This is a genomic window from Pseudomonas edaphica, from assembly GCF_005863185.1.
GTDB classification, from domain to species: domain Bacteria; phylum Pseudomonadota; class Gammaproteobacteria; order Pseudomonadales; family Pseudomonadaceae; genus Aquipseudomonas; species Aquipseudomonas edaphica.
Genome location: NZ_VBVZ01000006.1, coordinates 1 through 15,136, shown reverse-complemented (window position 1 = coordinate 15,136; position 15,136 = coordinate 1). Strand labels below are relative to the sequence as shown.

General features: G+C 60.6%; 13 protein-coding genes. 6 read left to right on the top strand and 7 right to left on the bottom strand.

The features are described 5' to 3' along the window. Positions 1-20: 20 nt before the first annotated feature. The 6 genes from FEM54_RS00890 to mreB all read right to left on the bottom strand — a co-directional run bounded on the left by FEM54_RS00890 (position 21) and on the right by mreB (position 8,866). A complete protein-coding gene (locus FEM54_RS00890; protein WP_138449092.1) occupies positions 21-3,836 on the bottom strand; it encodes a YhdP family protein in 3,816 nt (1,271 codons plus the stop codon). Between the two features lie 76 nt (positions 3,837-3,912). Continuing rightward, positions 3,913-5,370, bottom strand: a complete 1,458-nt coding sequence (gene rng / locus FEM54_RS00885) for a ribonuclease G (RefSeq protein WP_010213134.1) — start codon at positions 5,368-5,370, stop codon at positions 3,913-3,915. A 71-nt stretch (positions 5,371-5,441) separates the two neighbouring features. After that, positions 5,442-6,038: a Maf family protein gene (locus tag FEM54_RS00880; RefSeq protein WP_017138249.1), complete on the bottom strand. Its 597-nt coding sequence runs from the start codon at positions 6,036-6,038 to the stop codon at positions 5,442-5,444. A 51-nt stretch (positions 6,039-6,089) separates the two neighbouring features. Beyond that, entirely contained in the window at positions 6,090-6,578 is a 489-nt protein-coding gene (gene mreD, locus FEM54_RS00875) for a rod shape-determining protein MreD (RefSeq protein ID WP_017138250.1), read from the bottom strand. Beyond that, complete coding sequence (mreC, locus tag FEM54_RS00870; RefSeq protein WP_080593785.1) at positions 6,578-7,690, bottom strand: rod shape-determining protein MreC; 1,113 nt, start codon at positions 7,688-7,690, stop codon at positions 6,578-6,580. The genes mreD and mreC overlap by 1 nt, the downstream gene beginning before the upstream one ends. Positions 7,691-7,828: 138 nt before the next feature. Beyond that, the gene (gene mreB / locus FEM54_RS00865; RefSeq protein ID WP_002555108.1) at positions 7,829-8,866 is read right to left on the bottom strand and encodes a rod shape-determining protein MreB; all 1,038 of its coding nucleotides are present in this window, start codon (positions 8,864-8,866) and stop codon (positions 7,829-7,831) included. Between the two features lie 210 nt (positions 8,867-9,076). On the opposite strand from mreB, the gene gatC reads away from it, so the two are divergent. From gatC to FEM54_RS00830, 6 genes are all read left to right on the top strand, one after another. Beyond that, positions 9,077-9,364 (top strand): Asp-tRNA(Asn)/Glu-tRNA(Gln) amidotransferase subunit GatC, encoded by a 288-nt coding sequence (gene gatC / locus FEM54_RS00860; RefSeq protein ID WP_003188556.1) that lies wholly within the window; start codon positions 9,077-9,079, stop codon positions 9,362-9,364. A gap of 16 nt (positions 9,365-9,380) precedes the next feature. Beyond that, positions 9,381-10,832 (top strand): Asp-tRNA(Asn)/Glu-tRNA(Gln) amidotransferase subunit GatA, encoded by a 1,452-nt coding sequence (gatA, locus tag FEM54_RS00855; RefSeq protein ID WP_065911562.1) that lies wholly within the window; start codon positions 9,381-9,383, stop codon positions 10,830-10,832. A gap of 10 nt (positions 10,833-10,842) precedes the next feature. After that, on the top strand, positions 10,843-12,288 hold the full coding sequence (gene gatB / locus FEM54_RS00850) for an Asp-tRNA(Asn)/Glu-tRNA(Gln) amidotransferase subunit GatB (RefSeq protein WP_099548380.1): 1,446 nt from the start codon (positions 10,843-10,845) through the stop codon (positions 12,286-12,288). 131 nt (positions 12,289-12,419) lie between these two features. After that, the gene (locus FEM54_RS00840) at positions 12,420-12,791 is read left to right on the top strand and encodes a septal ring lytic transglycosylase RlpA family protein (protein ID WP_026013786.1); all 372 of its coding nucleotides are present in this window, start codon (positions 12,420-12,422) and stop codon (positions 12,789-12,791) included. A gap of 56 nt (positions 12,792-12,847) precedes the next feature. Next, a complete protein-coding gene (locus FEM54_RS00835) occupies positions 12,848-13,894 on the top strand; it encodes a calcium/sodium antiporter (protein ID WP_138449103.1) in 1,047 nt (348 codons plus the stop codon). Further along, complete coding sequence (locus FEM54_RS00830) at positions 13,891-14,271, top strand: carboxymuconolactone decarboxylase family protein (RefSeq protein WP_017138256.1); 381 nt, start codon at positions 13,891-13,893, stop codon at positions 14,269-14,271. The genes FEM54_RS00835 and FEM54_RS00830 overlap by 4 nt, the downstream gene beginning before the upstream one ends. A 112-nt stretch (positions 14,272-14,383) precedes the next feature. Here the strand turns inward: FEM54_RS00830 and FEM54_RS00825 are convergent. Beyond that, a partial coding sequence (locus tag FEM54_RS00825; RefSeq protein WP_138449088.1) for an AEC family transporter occupies positions 14,384-15,136 on the bottom strand: 753 nt, incomplete at its 5' end.

Genomic DNA, 15,136 nt, shown 5'->3' with positions numbered 1-15,136 from the left:
CCATGCTACTCCACAGGCTCTCAGTTTGGCTTTTCAAATGGCTTGTCGAAGGTGATTTTTGGATCCTTCCACGGGCCTTGAACCTTGTATTGCACGCTGGCGAAGCGCGAAACACGGTCACCGATCAGCTTGTCGATCAGGAACAACGCACCGCCAATGGCGGGCGCGCCGACAATCAGCGCGGCAATCGGCAGGTTGTTGGTCACCGGCAACGTGACCAGCAGCTTGGCGTCGACACGGTCAGCCACCAGGTCCAGGGTGCCATTGAGCTCCAGGTTGGTGGACGGGCCGGTCATGGTGATGGGTTCACGGGTGACGAACACCCCATCACTGGCGGCCAGCAAGCCTTTGACCCGGTCATAACTCAAGCCCTTGCCGAGCAGGTCCGAGAAGTCCAGGCGCAAACGGCGACCGATCGAATTGAAGTTGAGCAAACCAAACACCCGCAAGGCCTGGGCGCCACCTTCCACTTCGACAAACTGGCCTTTACGGAATGACGCATCCAGGCTACCGGAGAAACGCTTGGGGCCAACCCAGGCCGGCGAACCCGGCCAACGGCCATCCACATCCAGGTGGAAGTCTTCGCTGGTCACGGTCGGCGCAAAACCCCAGCCCTTGAGCACGTCGGCAATGTTCTTGCCGTCCAGGCGGCCCTTGTACCAGCTGCTGCTGGCGCCGGGCGCGCCTTCCCAACCGCCGGCACCATTAAGCTGCATGCCCTTGAGGCCGAGGTTGAGGTTGTTGAAGGCCAGGCCTTTGGCAGTCGGGCGGATCTTCAGCGACCAGGCGCCCACCAGGTCGGGGCCCTGGAACAGCTGGTTGATGGCGATATCCAGCGCGGGGATGTCCTTGGGGTCGATATCCGCCAACGGGTCCGGTGCGTTTTCGTCGGCCTGCGCGGTCGGGTCCACCGCCGGCAGCTTCACGTATTGCAGGTTGATCGCAATCGGCGCGCCCTTGGCGTCCGGCAGGTTGACCGTGCCCTTGGCCTGCTGGCTGTCGAGCTGCAAACCCCAGGCGGCAGGCTTGCGGTCCAGCTGAAGGTTGGCCTGATCAAGCTGGGTGCCAAAACCGATCAGTTTGCCCACTTTGAAATCGGCACCACTGAGCAACTGTTTGGCGCTGCCGCCTGGGTCGTTACCGGCGTAGCGGTTGGCGAGTTTTTTCCATGGGTCAATATCCAGTTCCGACAGCACACCGCGAATACGCAAGCCTTTGGCTGCGGGCAACACAGCATTGCCGGCGCCAAGGAACAACTCCCCGCGCCCGTCATTGAATTTGTCCGGCGGCGAGGCAAAGGTAAAGCTCGCCAGTTCGCCATAATCGAACCAGTAACGCCGCTCCGGGCCTTGCAAGGTCATGCGGAACACGCTGTCACGGCCTTGGCTGGCCGGCATGCCGAAGGGCGCCGGCAGGTCTACCGCCACGCCTTTCATATTGGAACTGACCATCAGTTGGCTGTCGGCGCCGTCCAGTGTGAGTTGCAGCTGGTACGGAATATCACCGGACACTGGCAACGGCTGGCTGATTTTTAACCAATCGGTCAGGCGCTTGACCGTGACCTGGCCCTTGGCGGTGACGCGGGTACTGATGTTGCCTGGCTTGCCATCGGCAACAATTTGCGCGGTGATCGGTCGATCGAATGCCTGGGCCGAGATGTTCTGGCCACTCAAGCCCTTGCTGCTGTCGAAGCGGAAATCGCCCTTGAGCTGTGTCAGGTCCAAGGTCGGCTCCGCCAATTGCAGACGGGCTTTGTCGGTCTTGAAGTCCACCACGATCTTCGGCTCGGTGCCTTTGACCAGCGGAATGTCCAGGTCCAGATTGCCTTGCAGGTCGCCGTCGCCCTTCCAGCCGGCAAAGGTTGAACCCGTGCCTATCGGCGCGTCCTGAAGGATCTTCAAACCATCACCCAGGCCGCCCGCAAACCCACCGGTGATCAGCAGGTGGCTGTCTTTACCGGCCGGTGCGTGGGGAATATTGACGTAGACGTCCTTGACCTTGGTGTCGAGCAATTGGCCCTTGCTGGCCAGGATGCGCACGCCGCTCTCCTCGACAAACACTTCGCCATTGACCTTGCTCACATGCGGCCAACCCGGCTGGAAGGCCAGTTCGGCGTCATGCACCTTGAAGAACAAGCTGATGTTGCGCGCAGCGGGCAGCGCGTCATGGTTGAGCGAACCTTGGTACTGGAAGAACCCTTGGTCCACGGCGCCTTTAAGAATTGCGGTGCGCAGCCATTCATCCAGGGACGGGCTCAACACGGCCGGCAAATACTTGGGCGTGAAACGACCATCGCCATCGACCATACCGACCCGCAGGTCCATGTAGTCTTCCTGGGCATGGTCGAAGTGCAGGCGAATCAGGAAGTCGGCAGCCACTTTGCCCTCCTCGCCCAGCACCTTGATGTAAGGGGCAATCAGGGTGAAGCCTTCTTTATCCAGCTTCCATGTCAGGCGCGCGTTGGCCTGGATGTACTGCCAGGGCTTGGCGAAGATCGGGTACAGGTGCAGGGAAAAATCCTTGCTGTCCATACGCAACTCACCCTGGCCCAAATCGCCACTGATACTCCCGGATACGTTCCGTGCGGCTGGCGCACCGAAGTACGCGTCAAAACCGATGCGTTCAAGGTTGGCGGCGAAGCTGAGTTTTTTATCGGTGGCGTCCTGCGGACGGAAATCCACCAACACATTGCGCAACACGCCCGTGGCCTTGAGGTGCTCGATGGTTTTGGCAAAACCTTCCGGCAATGGCGCCAAGGCATTCAACAGCGGGGTAACAGGGGTCAGGTCAAGGCGGTCAGCCTGAAGCTTCCAGGTTTCCTGGTCTTTGTCGGTCGCCACGCTTTGTTGCAGTTGCAGGTGTGATTCCCAGCGGGTATCGCCGATGTTCATCGCCAGTGAATCGAACAACACCTTAAGGCCACTGTCACTGCGTTGCAGGTAGGCGGTCAGGGCGAGGTTTTCGATATGCACAGGTTTGCGGTCGGCGTAACTGCCCTTTACTTGCGGTGAGTTGAGGCGCACCACGGCACTTTGGACGGTGCCTTTGCCCCAATTGAGCCAGAACTCGCCACCGGCTTTGAACTGAGTGAGCTTCCATTGCTGGGTCAGCCTGGCGGGAATCCATTTGGCCCAGTCACTTTGAGGCAGGCTCAGGTAGGCTTCGACTTCGCCCTCTTTCCATGCGCTTGCGCGAATACGGCTACGAAGGCTCAGCGCCAAAGGCTGGCCGTCCGGCAGGGTGACGCGTGCATCCAGGCGTTGGCGGGTGTTGCCGGTATGCAGGCTCAGGCCCACATAGGTCAGGGTCAACGGCGCTTGCTCGAACGGCTGCAATGTCACCTGGCTGTCGAGCAACGACACGCGCTTGACCATCTGCATGCGCGTGAGCAACTGCTGCGGGTCCAACGGCTGGTCATCCTGCACCGGCAAACCTTGCAGCGCCCAGTGGCCGTCCTGGTCTTCCTTGACACTCAACTGCAGGCCGCTGACTTCCAGGTGGGCGATACGCACTTCGCGCGCCATCAGGCTGGCCCAGATATCCGGCACCACTTCAACCTGATCCAGGCGCAAGGCGCTGTTGCCTTCGCCGACCATCACGTCGTGGGCCAGCAATATCGGCGCGAAACCACTCCAGCGCCCTTCGAGGCTGCCGATGTGCAGGGGCATCTCCACCGCAGCCTGCGCCTTGGCTTCAACTTCGGCGCGGTACTCCGCCACCAGTGGGACCAACTCACGACCCAGGCTCACGTACACCGCCGCCAGTACCAGCAGCAAGGCGCACAGGCCCAGGCCCCAACGGGTCAAGGCGGCAAAAAAGCGTGTCAGACGCTCCATGTCAGGCGACCCTCAAGGCAGTTAGCGGACGGCAGATCAACGCCTGCCGGTCTCGAATAAAGAAAGCGATTGGGGATCAGAGCAGCACCACGTCGTATTGTTCCTGGGAATACATGGTTTCGACCTGGAAACGAATGGTACGCCCGATAAAACCCTCAAGCTCAGCAACGTTACCGGACTCTTCATCCAGCAATCGGTCGACCACTTTCTGGTTGGCAAGCACTCTATAGCCTTCCGCCTGGTAGGCACGCGCCTCCCGTAAGATTTCGCGGAAAATCTCGTAGCAAACCGTTTCCGGGGTCTTCAACTTTCCACGCCCCTGGCAACTGCTGCACGGCTCGCACAGCACTTGCTCAAGGCTTTCGCGGGTGCGCTTGCGGGTCATCTGCACAAGACCAAGCTCGGTGATCCCGATAATGTTGGTCTTGGCGTGGTCACGCTCCAGTTGCTTCTCCAGGGTGCGCAGCACTTGGCGCTGGTGCTCTTCGTCTTCCATGTCGATGAAGTCGATAATGATGATGCCGCCCAGGTTGCGCAGGCGCAGTTGACGGGCAATCGCGGTGGCCGCTTCGAGGTTGGTCTTGAAGATGGTTTCTTCGAGGTTGCGATGGCCCACGAACGCGCCGGTGTTGACATCGATGGTGGTCATGGCTTCGGCCGGATCGACCACCAGATAGCCGCCGGACTTGAGCGGCACTTTGCGCTCCAGGGCTTTCTGGATTTCATCTTCGACGCCATACAGGTCGAAGATCGGCCGCTCGCCAGGATAATGCTCCAGGCGGTCGGCAATTTCCGGCATCAGCTCGGCCACGAATTGCGTAGTGCGCTGGAAGGTTTCCCGCGAGTCGATGCGAATTTTCTCGATCTTTGGGCTGACCAGGTCACGCAAAGTACGCAACGCTAGACCGAGGTCTTCATAGATGACGCTCGGCGCACCAATGGTTTTGATCTGTGCGCCGATCTGATCCCACAGCCTGCGCAGGTAGCGGATGTCCATGAGGATTTCGTCAGCACCGGCGCCTTCAGCGGCGGTGCGCAGGATAAACCCGCCGGCTTCCTTGATGCCTTCGGCCGCTACGCAGTCGCTGACCACCTTTTTCAGGCGCTCGCGCTCGGCTTCGTCTTCAATCTTGAGGGAAATACCCACATGCGCGGTACGCGGCATGTACACCAGATAGCGCGAGGGGATCGACAGTTGCGTCGTCAGCCGCGCGCCTTTTGAACCGATCGGATCCTTGGTGACTTGCACCACCAGGCTCTGCCCTTCGTGCACCAGGGCGCTGATGCTTTCTACCGCCGGGCCTTCACGCAGGGAAATTTCCGAGGCGTGGATAAACGCGGCACGGTCCAGGCCGATGTCGACGAAAGCCGCCTGCATGCCCGGTAATACGCGCACCACCTTGCCTTTATAGATATTGCCGACAATACCGCGCTTCTGGGTGCGCTCGACGTGCACTTCCTGCAGAACACCGTTTTCTACCACCGCCACGCGCGATTCCATCGGCGTGATATTGATCAGAATCTCTTCACTCATGGCTGGGTCTCGTTCAGGCGTTTTCACAATAGTGACCGATCGCTTAAGGCTTGGCGCGCAAATAAAGGCGTTCAGCGCGCGGTAAGGTTTTGCCAACAGGGTATGCCGAATTGGCCGAGCAGTTGCGCGGTTTCGCACACCGGCAGGCCGACCACAGCGGAATAGCTGCCATTGAGCCCGGCGACAAACACCGAACCCAGCCCCTGGATAGCATAGCCGCCGGCCTTGTCCGCAGGTTCGCCACTGTGCCAGTAGGATGTAGCTTCCTGGACAGAAATAGCGCGAAAACGTACACGACTGCTTACACAACGCGTTTCGCAACGATGGCCGTCGGTGAGGGCAATGGCAGTGAGCACTTCATGTTCACGACCTGAAAGCGCCATCAGCATCGCCAAGGCATCGGCTTGGTCCACGGGCTTGCCAAGGATCTGGCCATCCACGATCACCGCCGTGTCCGCACCCAGCACACAGGCCTGCACACTTTGTTCAAGCGCAGCAAAACCCGCCTCGGCCTTGCCGCGCGCAAGGCGCTCGACGTAGGCAACGGCGGGTTCATTAGTAAGAGGGGTTTCATCAATGGCGGCGCTGACCACGGTGAAAGGCACACCGATCTGGGTCAACAGTTCACGCCGCCTCGGTGAGCCCGAGGCCAGGTAAAGCGAATTCATTGCAGACTCTCCCTGTAGAGTTTGATAACCAGGCAGAGCCTCGCAATCCATTCAATTGATTTTATAGCGACGACGTAACCCACGCAGGCCGAAACTGACCCAAGGCCACAGCAGCGCACTGACCAACGCTGGCAACACCAGCGCCAAGGTCGGTTGGCGGTTGCCGGTCAAGGCACTGAGCCACAGTTGCACCAACTGCGCCAGGCCGAAGATCACCAGGATCACCAGGCACTGTTGCCACATCGGGAACATGCGCAAACGCTGCTGCAACGACAGCACCAGGAAAGTAATCAGCGTGAGGATCAATGCGTTCTGACCCAGCAAAGTGCCATAGAGCACGTCTTCCGCCAAGCCCAGGCACATCGCCGTGACCATCCCGACTTTATGCGGCAGGGTCAGCGACCAGAACGCGAGCAACAACGCGAGCCAGAGCGGTCGCAGGATCTCCATGAATTGCGGCAGCGGCGAGACGCTGAGCAATAAGCCGATGGCGAAGGTCAGCCAGACGATCCAACCATTGCGTGAATGAGTACCGGCCATTATTCCTCCCTCTGCCGCGTGGTTGCCGGGGCAGCGGCCGCTGGTCGAGCGGCTGGTGTGGCGGCAGGCGTCGACGCAGGCGGTTTGGTTGCGGCGGGTTTCGCCGGGCGGGCGTTGTGGGTGGCAGGTTTAACGGGCGTCGCCACCGGTGCTGCCGGAGTTGCCACCGGTGCAGGCGGCCCAACAAATGCGGGCTTGGGCACCGTTGCGGGAACGATCGGCGTTATACCGTTCTGCTTGTCTTCCGCTTCCTGGGCCTGGGCGGCGTCGTTGGCGCGCTCTTCCGGAGTGCGATTGTCGCTGAATACCAGCAACAGATAGCGGCTGCGGTTCAAGGCAGCGGTTGGCACGGCACGCACGATAGCGAAAGGCTGGCCGGAATCGTGGATCACTTCCTTGACCGTCGCCACCGGGTAACCCGCCGGGAAGCGCTGACCCAAACCGGAGCTGACCAGCAGGTCGCCTTCCTTGATATCGGCGGTGTCGGCAACGTGACGCAACTCCAGACGCTCCGGGTTGCCGGTGCCGCTGGCAATCGCCCGCAGGCCGTTACGGTTGACCTGTACCGGAATGCTGTGGGTGGTGTCCGTCAGCAACAATACCCGTGAGGTGTAGGGCATAAGCTCCACCACCTGGCCCATCAGCCCACGGGCATCAAGCACCGGCTGGCCCAGCACGACACCGTCGCGCTCACCCTTGTTGATGATGATGCGGTGGGTAAAGGGATTTGGGTCCATGCCGATCAACTCGGCCACTTCGACCTTCTCGTTGACCAATGCCGAAGAATTGAGCAACTCGCGCAGCCGAACGTTCTGCTCGGTGAGGGCCGCGAGCTTTTGCATGCGCCCCTGCAACAGCAGGTTTTCAGTCTTGAGTTTTTCGTTCTCGGCGACCAGCTCGGTGCGGCTGCCGAATTGGCTGGCCACGCCCTGGTAGAGCCGTTGCGGCAGGTCAGTGATCCAGTAAGTCTGCATCAACACCAGCGACATCTGGCTGCGCACGGGCTTGAGCAGTGCAAAGCGGGCATCGACCACCATCAGCGCGACCGAAAGCACGACCAGCACCAATAAGCGCACGCCCAATGAGGGGCCTTTGGCGAAAAGCGGTTTAATAAGCCGCTCCTCCCAGGCAAATGTTCTCTTTATTCATACGGCATCAAACCGGCCTGGATGCAGATTGAAGAAGATAAACGCCAACAGGCAGCACTGCAAAGTGCTGCCTGCGGGCGAAGCATGGTGCAACCAACGATCTTATTCGCTGGAGAGCAGGTCCATGGTGTGTTTATCCATCATTTCCAGTGCACGACCACCGCCACGGGCAACGCAGGTCAGCGGGTCTTCGGCGACGATCACCGGCAGGCCGGTTTCCTGGGCCAGCAGCTTGTCGAGGTCGCGCAGCAAGGCGCCACCACCGGTCAGCACCAGGCCACGCTCGGCGATATCGGAAGCCAGTTCCGGCGGCGATTGCTCCAGGGCGCTTTTCACAGCCTGAACGATGGTGGCCAGGGACTCTTGCAGAGCTTCCAGCACTTCATTGGAGTTCAGGGTGAAGGCACGTGGAACGCCTTCGGCCAGGTTGCGACCACGAACGTCGACTTCGCGAACTTCGCCGCCCGGGTAAGCGGTGCCGATTTCCTGCTTGATGCGCTCAGCGGTAGATTCGCCGATCAGGCTGCCGTAGTTACGACGTACATACGTGATGATCGCTTCGTCGAAACGGTCGCCGCCTACACGCACGGATTCGGCATACACCACACCGTTCAGGGAAATCAGGGCGATCTCGGTAGTACCACCACCGATATCCACCACCATCGAACCGCGCGCTTCCTCAACCGGCAGGCCGGCGCCGATTGCGGCAGCCATAGGCTCTTCGATCAGGAACACTTCACGGGCACCGGCACCAAGGGCCGATTCACGGATGGCACGACGCTCCACCTGGGTGGACTTGCACGGAACGCAGATCAGCACACGTGGGCTGGGCTGCAGAAAACTGTTTTCGTGAACTTTGTTGATGAAGTACTGCAGCATCTTTTCGCAGACGCTGAAGTCGGCGATCACGCCGTCTTTCATCGGACGAATGGCAGCAATATTGCCTGGTGTACGGCCGAGCATGCGCTTGGCCTCGGTGCCTACGGCAACGACACTTTTCTGATTACCATGGGTCCGAATGGCCACAACCGATGGCTCATTCAGAACGATACCGCGCTCGCGCACGTAAATAAGGGTGTTGGCAGTGCCCAGGTCAATGGAAAGATCGCTGGAAAACATGCCACGCAGTTTCTTGAACATGGGGAAAGGACCCTAGGCAACGCGTGGGTAAAAAAGTGCGGCAAACTCTAACAACGACAGGGATTTTGGGCAAGGCGCCAATGTGCTAAATTGGCCGACTTTCTGTGCACCAACCCCCACAATCGCGGCCTTATGACCGTAGAAATGCGGTAGTGTTCCGACAATCTAACACACGGATGCCCTCCGTTCTGTTTTCCACTGGAGAAACCCATGGCGCTTGAACGCTCCGACGTGGAAAAAATCGCGCATCTGGCCTCGCTTGGCCTTAATGACGCCGATCTTCCACAGACCACCGCAGCCCTGAACAGCATTCTCGGGCTGGTCGACCAAATGCAGGCCGTAAATACCGACGGCATCGAGCCCCTGGCTCACCCGCTGGAAGCCAGCCAGCGCCTGCGTGCAGACGTTGTGACCGAGCGAAATAATCGCGAGGCCTACCAGTCCATCGCGCCAGCGGTCGAAAACGGCCTGTACCTGGTTCCGAAAGTCATCGACTAAAGGGAAAGAGCCTTTCATGCATCACATGACTCTGGCCGAGATCGCCCGCGGTCTCGCCGACAAAAAGTTTTCTTCCGAAGAGCTGACCCAGACCCTGCTGGCGCGAATTGCCGCGCTGGACCCCAAGGTCAACAGCTTTATCAGCCTCACCGAGGAACTGGCCCTGAGCCAGGCCAAGGCCGCCGACGCACGTCGCGCCAACGGTGAAAACGGCGCACTGCTGGGCGCCCCGATCGCCCACAAAGACCTGTTCTGCACCCAGGGCATTCGCACCAGCTGCGGCTCGAAGATGCTCGACAACTTCAAGGCACCCTACGATGCCACCGTAGTGTCCAAGCTGGCGGCCGCCGGGGCCGTGACCCTGGGCAAGACCAACATGGACGAATTCGCCATGGGTTCGGCCAACGAGTCGAGCTACTACGGTGCGGTAAAAAACCCGTGGAACCTGGAGCACGTGCCCGGCGGTTCCTCCGGCGGCTCGGCTGCTGCTGTTGCCGCGCGTTTCCTGCCGGCGGCCACGGCCACCGACACCGGCGGCTCGATCCGCCAGCCCGCCGCTTTCACCAACCTCACTGGTTTGAAGCCGACCTACGGTCGCGTTTCCCGTTGGGGCATGATTGCCTATGCCTCCAGCCTCGATCAGGGCGGCCCGCTGGCACGCACGGCTGAAGACTGCGCAATATTGTTACAAGGTATGGCCGGGTTCGATAAACAGGACTCCACCAGCATCGATGAGCCGGTGCCGGACTACAGCGCCAGCCTTAATACCTCGCTTAAAGGCCTGCGTATCGGCGTGCCGAAAGAGTATTTCAGCGCCGGTCTCGACCCGCGTATCGCCGAACTGGTGCACAACAGCATTAAAGAGCTGGAAAAGCTCGGTGCCGTGATCAAGGAAATCAGCCTGCCGAACAACCAGCACGCGATTCCTGCGTACTACGTGATCGCGCCGGCAGAAGCCTCCTCGAACCTGTCGCGTTTCGACGGCGTGCGCTTCGGCTACCGCTGCGAAAACCCGAAAGACCTTACCGACCTGTACAAACGCTCCCGTGGCGAAGGCTTCGGTGCCGAAGTACAACGCCGGATCATGGTCGGTGCCTACGCGCTTTCCGCCGGTTACTACGACGCGTACTACCTCAAGGCGCAAAAGATCCGTCGCCTGATCAAGAACGACTTCATGGCCGCCTTTGAAGAAGTCGACGTGATCCTCGGCCCGACCACGCCGAACCCGGCCTGGAAGATCGGCGCCAAGACCGGCGACCCGATCGCCGAGTACCTGGAAGACCTCTACACCATCACCGCCAACCTCGCGGGCTTGCCGGGCTTGTCCATGCCCGCAGGTTTCGTCGATGGCCTGCCGGTCGGCGTGCAATTGCTCGCCCCGTATTTCCAGGAAGGCCGCCTGCTCAATGTGGCGCACCAGTACCAGTTGAACACCGACTGGCACACTCGCACCCCTACCGGCTTCTGAGGAGAACACTATGCAATGGGAAGTTGTGATCGGGCTGGAGATTCATACCCAGCTCGCCACCCAATCGAAGATTTTCTCCGGTAGCGCCACCACGTTCGGCGCAGAACCCAACACCCAGGCCAGCCTGGTCGACCTCGGCATGCCCGGCGTACTGCCAGTGCTGAACGAGGAAGCGGTGCGCATGGCGGTGATGTTCGGCCTGGCGATTGACGCCGAGATCGGCCAGCACAACGTGTTCGCGCGCAAGAACTACTTCTACCCGGACCTGCCCAAGGGCTACCAGATCAGCCAGATGGAATTGCCGATCGTCGGCAAGGGCTACCTGGATATCCCGCTGGAAGACGGCACCATCAAGCGTGTCGGCGTGACCCGTGCGCACCTGGAAGAAGATGCCGGCAAGAGCCTGCATGAAGAATTCAACGGCGCCACCGGTATCGACCTGAACCGCGCCGGTACGCCGCTGCTGGAGATCGTTTCCGAGCCGGACATGCGCAGCGCCAAGGAAGCCGTGGCCTACGTCAAGACCATCCACGCGCTGGTGCGCTACTTGGGCATCTGCGACGGCAACATGGCCGAAGGTTCGCTGCGTTGCGACTGCAACGTGTCGGTGCGGCCAAAAGGCCAGGCCGAGTACGGCACACGCTGCGAGATCAAGAACGTCAACTCGTTCCGCTTCATCGAGAAGGCGATCAACACCGAAGTGCGTCGCCAGATCGAGTTGATCGAAGACGGCGGCAAGGTGATCCAGCAAACGCGCCTGTACGACCCGAACAAAGACGAAACCCGCGCCATGCGCAGCAAAGAGGAAGCCAACGACTACCGTTACTTCCCCGACCCGGACCTGTTGCCGGTGATCATTGAGGACTCGTTCCTTAATGACGTGCGTGCCACCCTGCCGGAACTGCCGCCGCAAAAACGCGAGCGTTTCCAGGAACAGTTCGGCCTGTCGGTCTACGATGCCAGCGTATTGGCCTCCAGCCGTGAGCAAGCCAACTACTTCGAAAAAGTCGTGAGCATTGCCGGCGACGCCAAGCTGGCGGCCAACTGGGTGATGGTTGAGCTGGGCAGCCTGTTGAACAAACAGGGCCTGGAGATCGACGAAGCCCCGGTGACCGCCGAGCAGTTGGGCGGCATGCTGCTGCGCATCAAAGACAACACTATCTCCGGCAAAATCGCCAAGACCGTGTTTGAAGCGATGGCCGCAGGCGAAGGCAGCGCCGACGACATCATCGAGAAGCGTGGCCTCAAGCAAGTCACCGACAGCGGCGCTATTTCGGCCGTGCTCGATGAGATGCTCGCCGCCAATGCCGAGCAAGTTGAACAATACCGTGCGGCAGACGAAGCCAAGCGCAGCAAGATGTTCGGCTTCTTTGTCGGCCAGGCGATGAAAGCCTCCAAAGGCAAAGCCAACCCGCAACAGGTGAACGAACTGCTCAAAAGCAAGCTCGAAGGCTGACACTTGATCGTTCCCACGCTCCGCGTGGGAACGCCTCACTGGACGCTCCGCGTCCGCTTTTGTGACGCGGAGCGTCACGGGCTGCATTCCCACGCAGAGCGTGGGAACGATCAATTGGGGGTTTGTTGAACATGAAGCGTCTACTCGGCCTCCTGGCCCTGTTCTCTCTGCTGGCCGGTTGCGCCAGCGGCCTCATCGACCCCAACGGCTACGACGAAACCGGCACCGCCTCCTATTACGGCGCCAAGCACCATGGCAATAGAACCGCCAGCGGTGAACCCTTCAACCAGAACGCCCTGACCGCCGCCCATCGGCGCCTGCCCTTCGGCACGCGGGTCAAGGTGACCAATCTCGACAACAACAGATCCGTCGTGCTGCGCATCAATGATCGCGGCCCGCACACCCGTGGCCGTCTGATCGATGTTTCCCGCAAAGCGGCTGAGCAACTCGGTATGCTGGGCAGCGGCACCGCACGGGTTCGCGTGCAAGCGCTGAGCAACTGACAGGAGCCTTGGCCATTTCCGTACTCACCGCCCTCTCGCCCTTCAGCCTGCTCGAATTGGTCAGCGGCCTGCTGCTGCTGATTCTCGGCGCCGAAATCCTGGTGCGCGCCGCCGTGCGCCTGGCGGCCAGCCTCAAGGTGCGGCCGCTGATCATCGGCTTGAGCATCGTCGCCTTCGGCAGCAGCGCGCCACAAATGACCGTCAGCCTGCAAGCCACACTGGCCGGCAATACCGATATCGCCGTGGGCAGCGTGATCGGCAGCAGCATATTCAACATCCTCGTCACCTTGGGCCTGTCTGCGCTGATCATCCCGCTGCGGGTGTCGCGACAACTGGTGCGCCTGGACATCCCGGTGATGATTTGCGCCGCGCTGCTGGTGTTTACCCTGTCGGCCAATGAAAGTTTAACGCCCGTTGACGGGCTGGTACTGCTCGCAGCGCTGGTGGCCTACCTGGGTGTGCTGCATTACCAGACCCGCCATTCCCGGCGCCCGCGCACGCTGGACACCGTGGCCAGAGCGCCGTGGTTGAGCAGCGTGTTGCTGATGCTCGGCGGGCTGCTGATTCTGGTGCTGGCCGGGCATTTGCTGCTGGGCGCGGCGGTGGACGTGGCGAGCGACCTGGGCCTGTCGGAGCGCATCGTCGGCCTGACCTTGATCGGCGTCGGCACTTCGTTGCCGTGCCTGGCCACTTCGCTGATTGCCGCCGTGCGCGGCGAGCGCGAGATTGCCGTGGGCAATGTGATCGGCAGCAGCCTGTTCAACCTGCTCGGTGTGCTGGGGTTTACCGCGTTGGTAGCGCCGTCACCGCTGTCGGTATCGCCCAACGCCCTCGATTTCGACTTGCCGGTAATGCTCGGCGTGGTGGCGCTGTGCCTGCCGGTGTTCTACACCGGTTACCGAGTCACCCGCGCCGAAGGCCTGGTCTTTCTGGGCCTGTACCTGGTGTACGCATTGCATGTGGTCTCGTTCACGTTCGGCATGCCCTTGGCTACCCGTCTTGAAAAACTGATGCTGTATTACGTCCTGCCGGCGCTGGTGGCGTTTCTGGTACTCAGCACGCTGCGAGCCTGGCGCCGCCAACACAAGAGGGAAGCGCAATGACCGATCAGAGAAAGCCCGGGGTTGAGATGCGTCGCCAGGTGATGGGCGACGTGTTCGTCGATCGCGCCCTGGGCAACGCCACCGAGTTCACCCAGCCACTGCAGGATTTTGTCAACGAACATGCCTGGGGCAGCGTGTGGAATCGCGAAGGCTTGCCCTTAAAGACCCGCAGCCTGATCACCCTCGCGGCCCTGACCGCACTCAAGTGCCCACAGGAACTCAAGGGCCACGTGCGCGGCGCACTGAACAATGGCTGCACGGTGGAAGAGATTCGCGAAGCGCTGCTGCATTGCGCGGTGTACGCGGGTGTGCCGGCGGCGATTGATGCGTTTCGGGCGGCGCAGGAAGTGATTGAGGCGTATCAGGCAGACCAGTAGTGACTGTTAGATCGCAATCGCAGGCAAGCCAGCTCCCACATTTGAACTGTGAATACATTCAAAATGTGGGAGCTGGCTTGCCTGCGATTGGCCCTCAAGCACACCACAAACCCTAGATCCACCCACCCGCCTGCAACACAAAAATTCCGATATTGGTGGTCACCGCCGCCATCAACGTGGTGATCACAATAATCGCCGCCGCCAACTCGTGGTTGCCCTCAGCCGCCCTGGCCATGACAAAACTCGCCGCCGCCGTCGGCGCGCCGAAATACAGAAACAAAATCCCCAATTCCGGCCCACGAAAGCCCAGCAGCCACGCGCCCAACGTCGCGAATAGCGGCAGGCCGATCATCTTCACCAGGCTGGCACTCAAGGCCATGCTCCCGCTTTTGCGCAAGGCCGCCAATGACAAGGTGCCGCCGATGCAGATCAGCGCCAGCGGCAAGGTCATGTCCGCCAGATACTGCCCGGACGACTCCAGCCACCCCGGCAAGCCGATCTTGAAGATCGCGAACGGCGCGGCGACGATCACACTGATGATCAGCGGGTTGGCTATCACGCTTTTGAAAATGCTCCACGGGTCGGACTTGATCACCGGGCTGTACACCGCCAGCACAATGGTCGACAGCGTGTTGTAGAACAGGATCACCAGCGCCGCGAGAATCGCGCCAAGGGAGATGCCGTAGTCGCCGTACATGCTGGCCGCCAGCGCCAGGCCGATCACGCCGTTATTGCCGCGAAACGCGCCCTGGGCATAAATGCCACGGTCTTCACGCGGGCAGCGAAAGATCGCCCAGCCCCAGGCCACAGCAACGCTCAGCAGCGTGGCAACGGCAAAGTAGATCAACAAACCGGGTTGGAGCGC

Excerpts from the sequence above, each read along its gene's own strand:
- FEM54_RS00890 (WP_138449092.1), bottom strand. The coding sequence starts at position 3,836 with ATGGAGCGTCTGACACGCTTTTTTGCCGCCTTGACCCGTTGGGGCCTG.
- rng (WP_010213134.1), bottom strand. The coding sequence starts at position 5,370 with ATGAGTGAAGAGATTCTGATCAATATCACGCCGATGGAATCGCGCGTG.
- FEM54_RS00880 (WP_017138249.1), bottom strand. The coding sequence starts at position 6,038 with ATGAATTCGCTTTACCTGGCCTCGGGCTCACCGAGGCGGCGTGAACTG.
- mreD (WP_017138250.1), bottom strand. The coding sequence starts at position 6,578 with ATGGCCGGTACTCATTCACGCAATGGTTGGATCGTCTGGCTGACCTTC.
- mreB (WP_002555108.1), bottom strand. The coding sequence starts at position 8,866 with ATGTTCAAGAAACTGCGTGGCATGTTTTCCAGCGATCTTTCCATTGAC.
- gatC (WP_003188556.1), top strand. The coding sequence starts at position 9,077 with ATGGCGCTTGAACGCTCCGACGTGGAAAAAATCGCGCATCTGGCCTCG.
- gatA (WP_065911562.1), top strand. The coding sequence starts at position 9,381 with ATGCATCACATGACTCTGGCCGAGATCGCCCGCGGTCTCGCCGACAAA.
- gatB (WP_099548380.1), top strand. The coding sequence starts at position 10,843 with ATGCAATGGGAAGTTGTGATCGGGCTGGAGATTCATACCCAGCTCGCC.
- FEM54_RS00840 (WP_026013786.1), top strand. The coding sequence starts at position 12,420 with ATGAAGCGTCTACTCGGCCTCCTGGCCCTGTTCTCTCTGCTGGCCGGT.
- FEM54_RS00830 (WP_017138256.1), top strand. The coding sequence starts at position 13,891 with ATGACCGATCAGAGAAAGCCCGGGGTTGAGATGCGTCGCCAGGTGATG.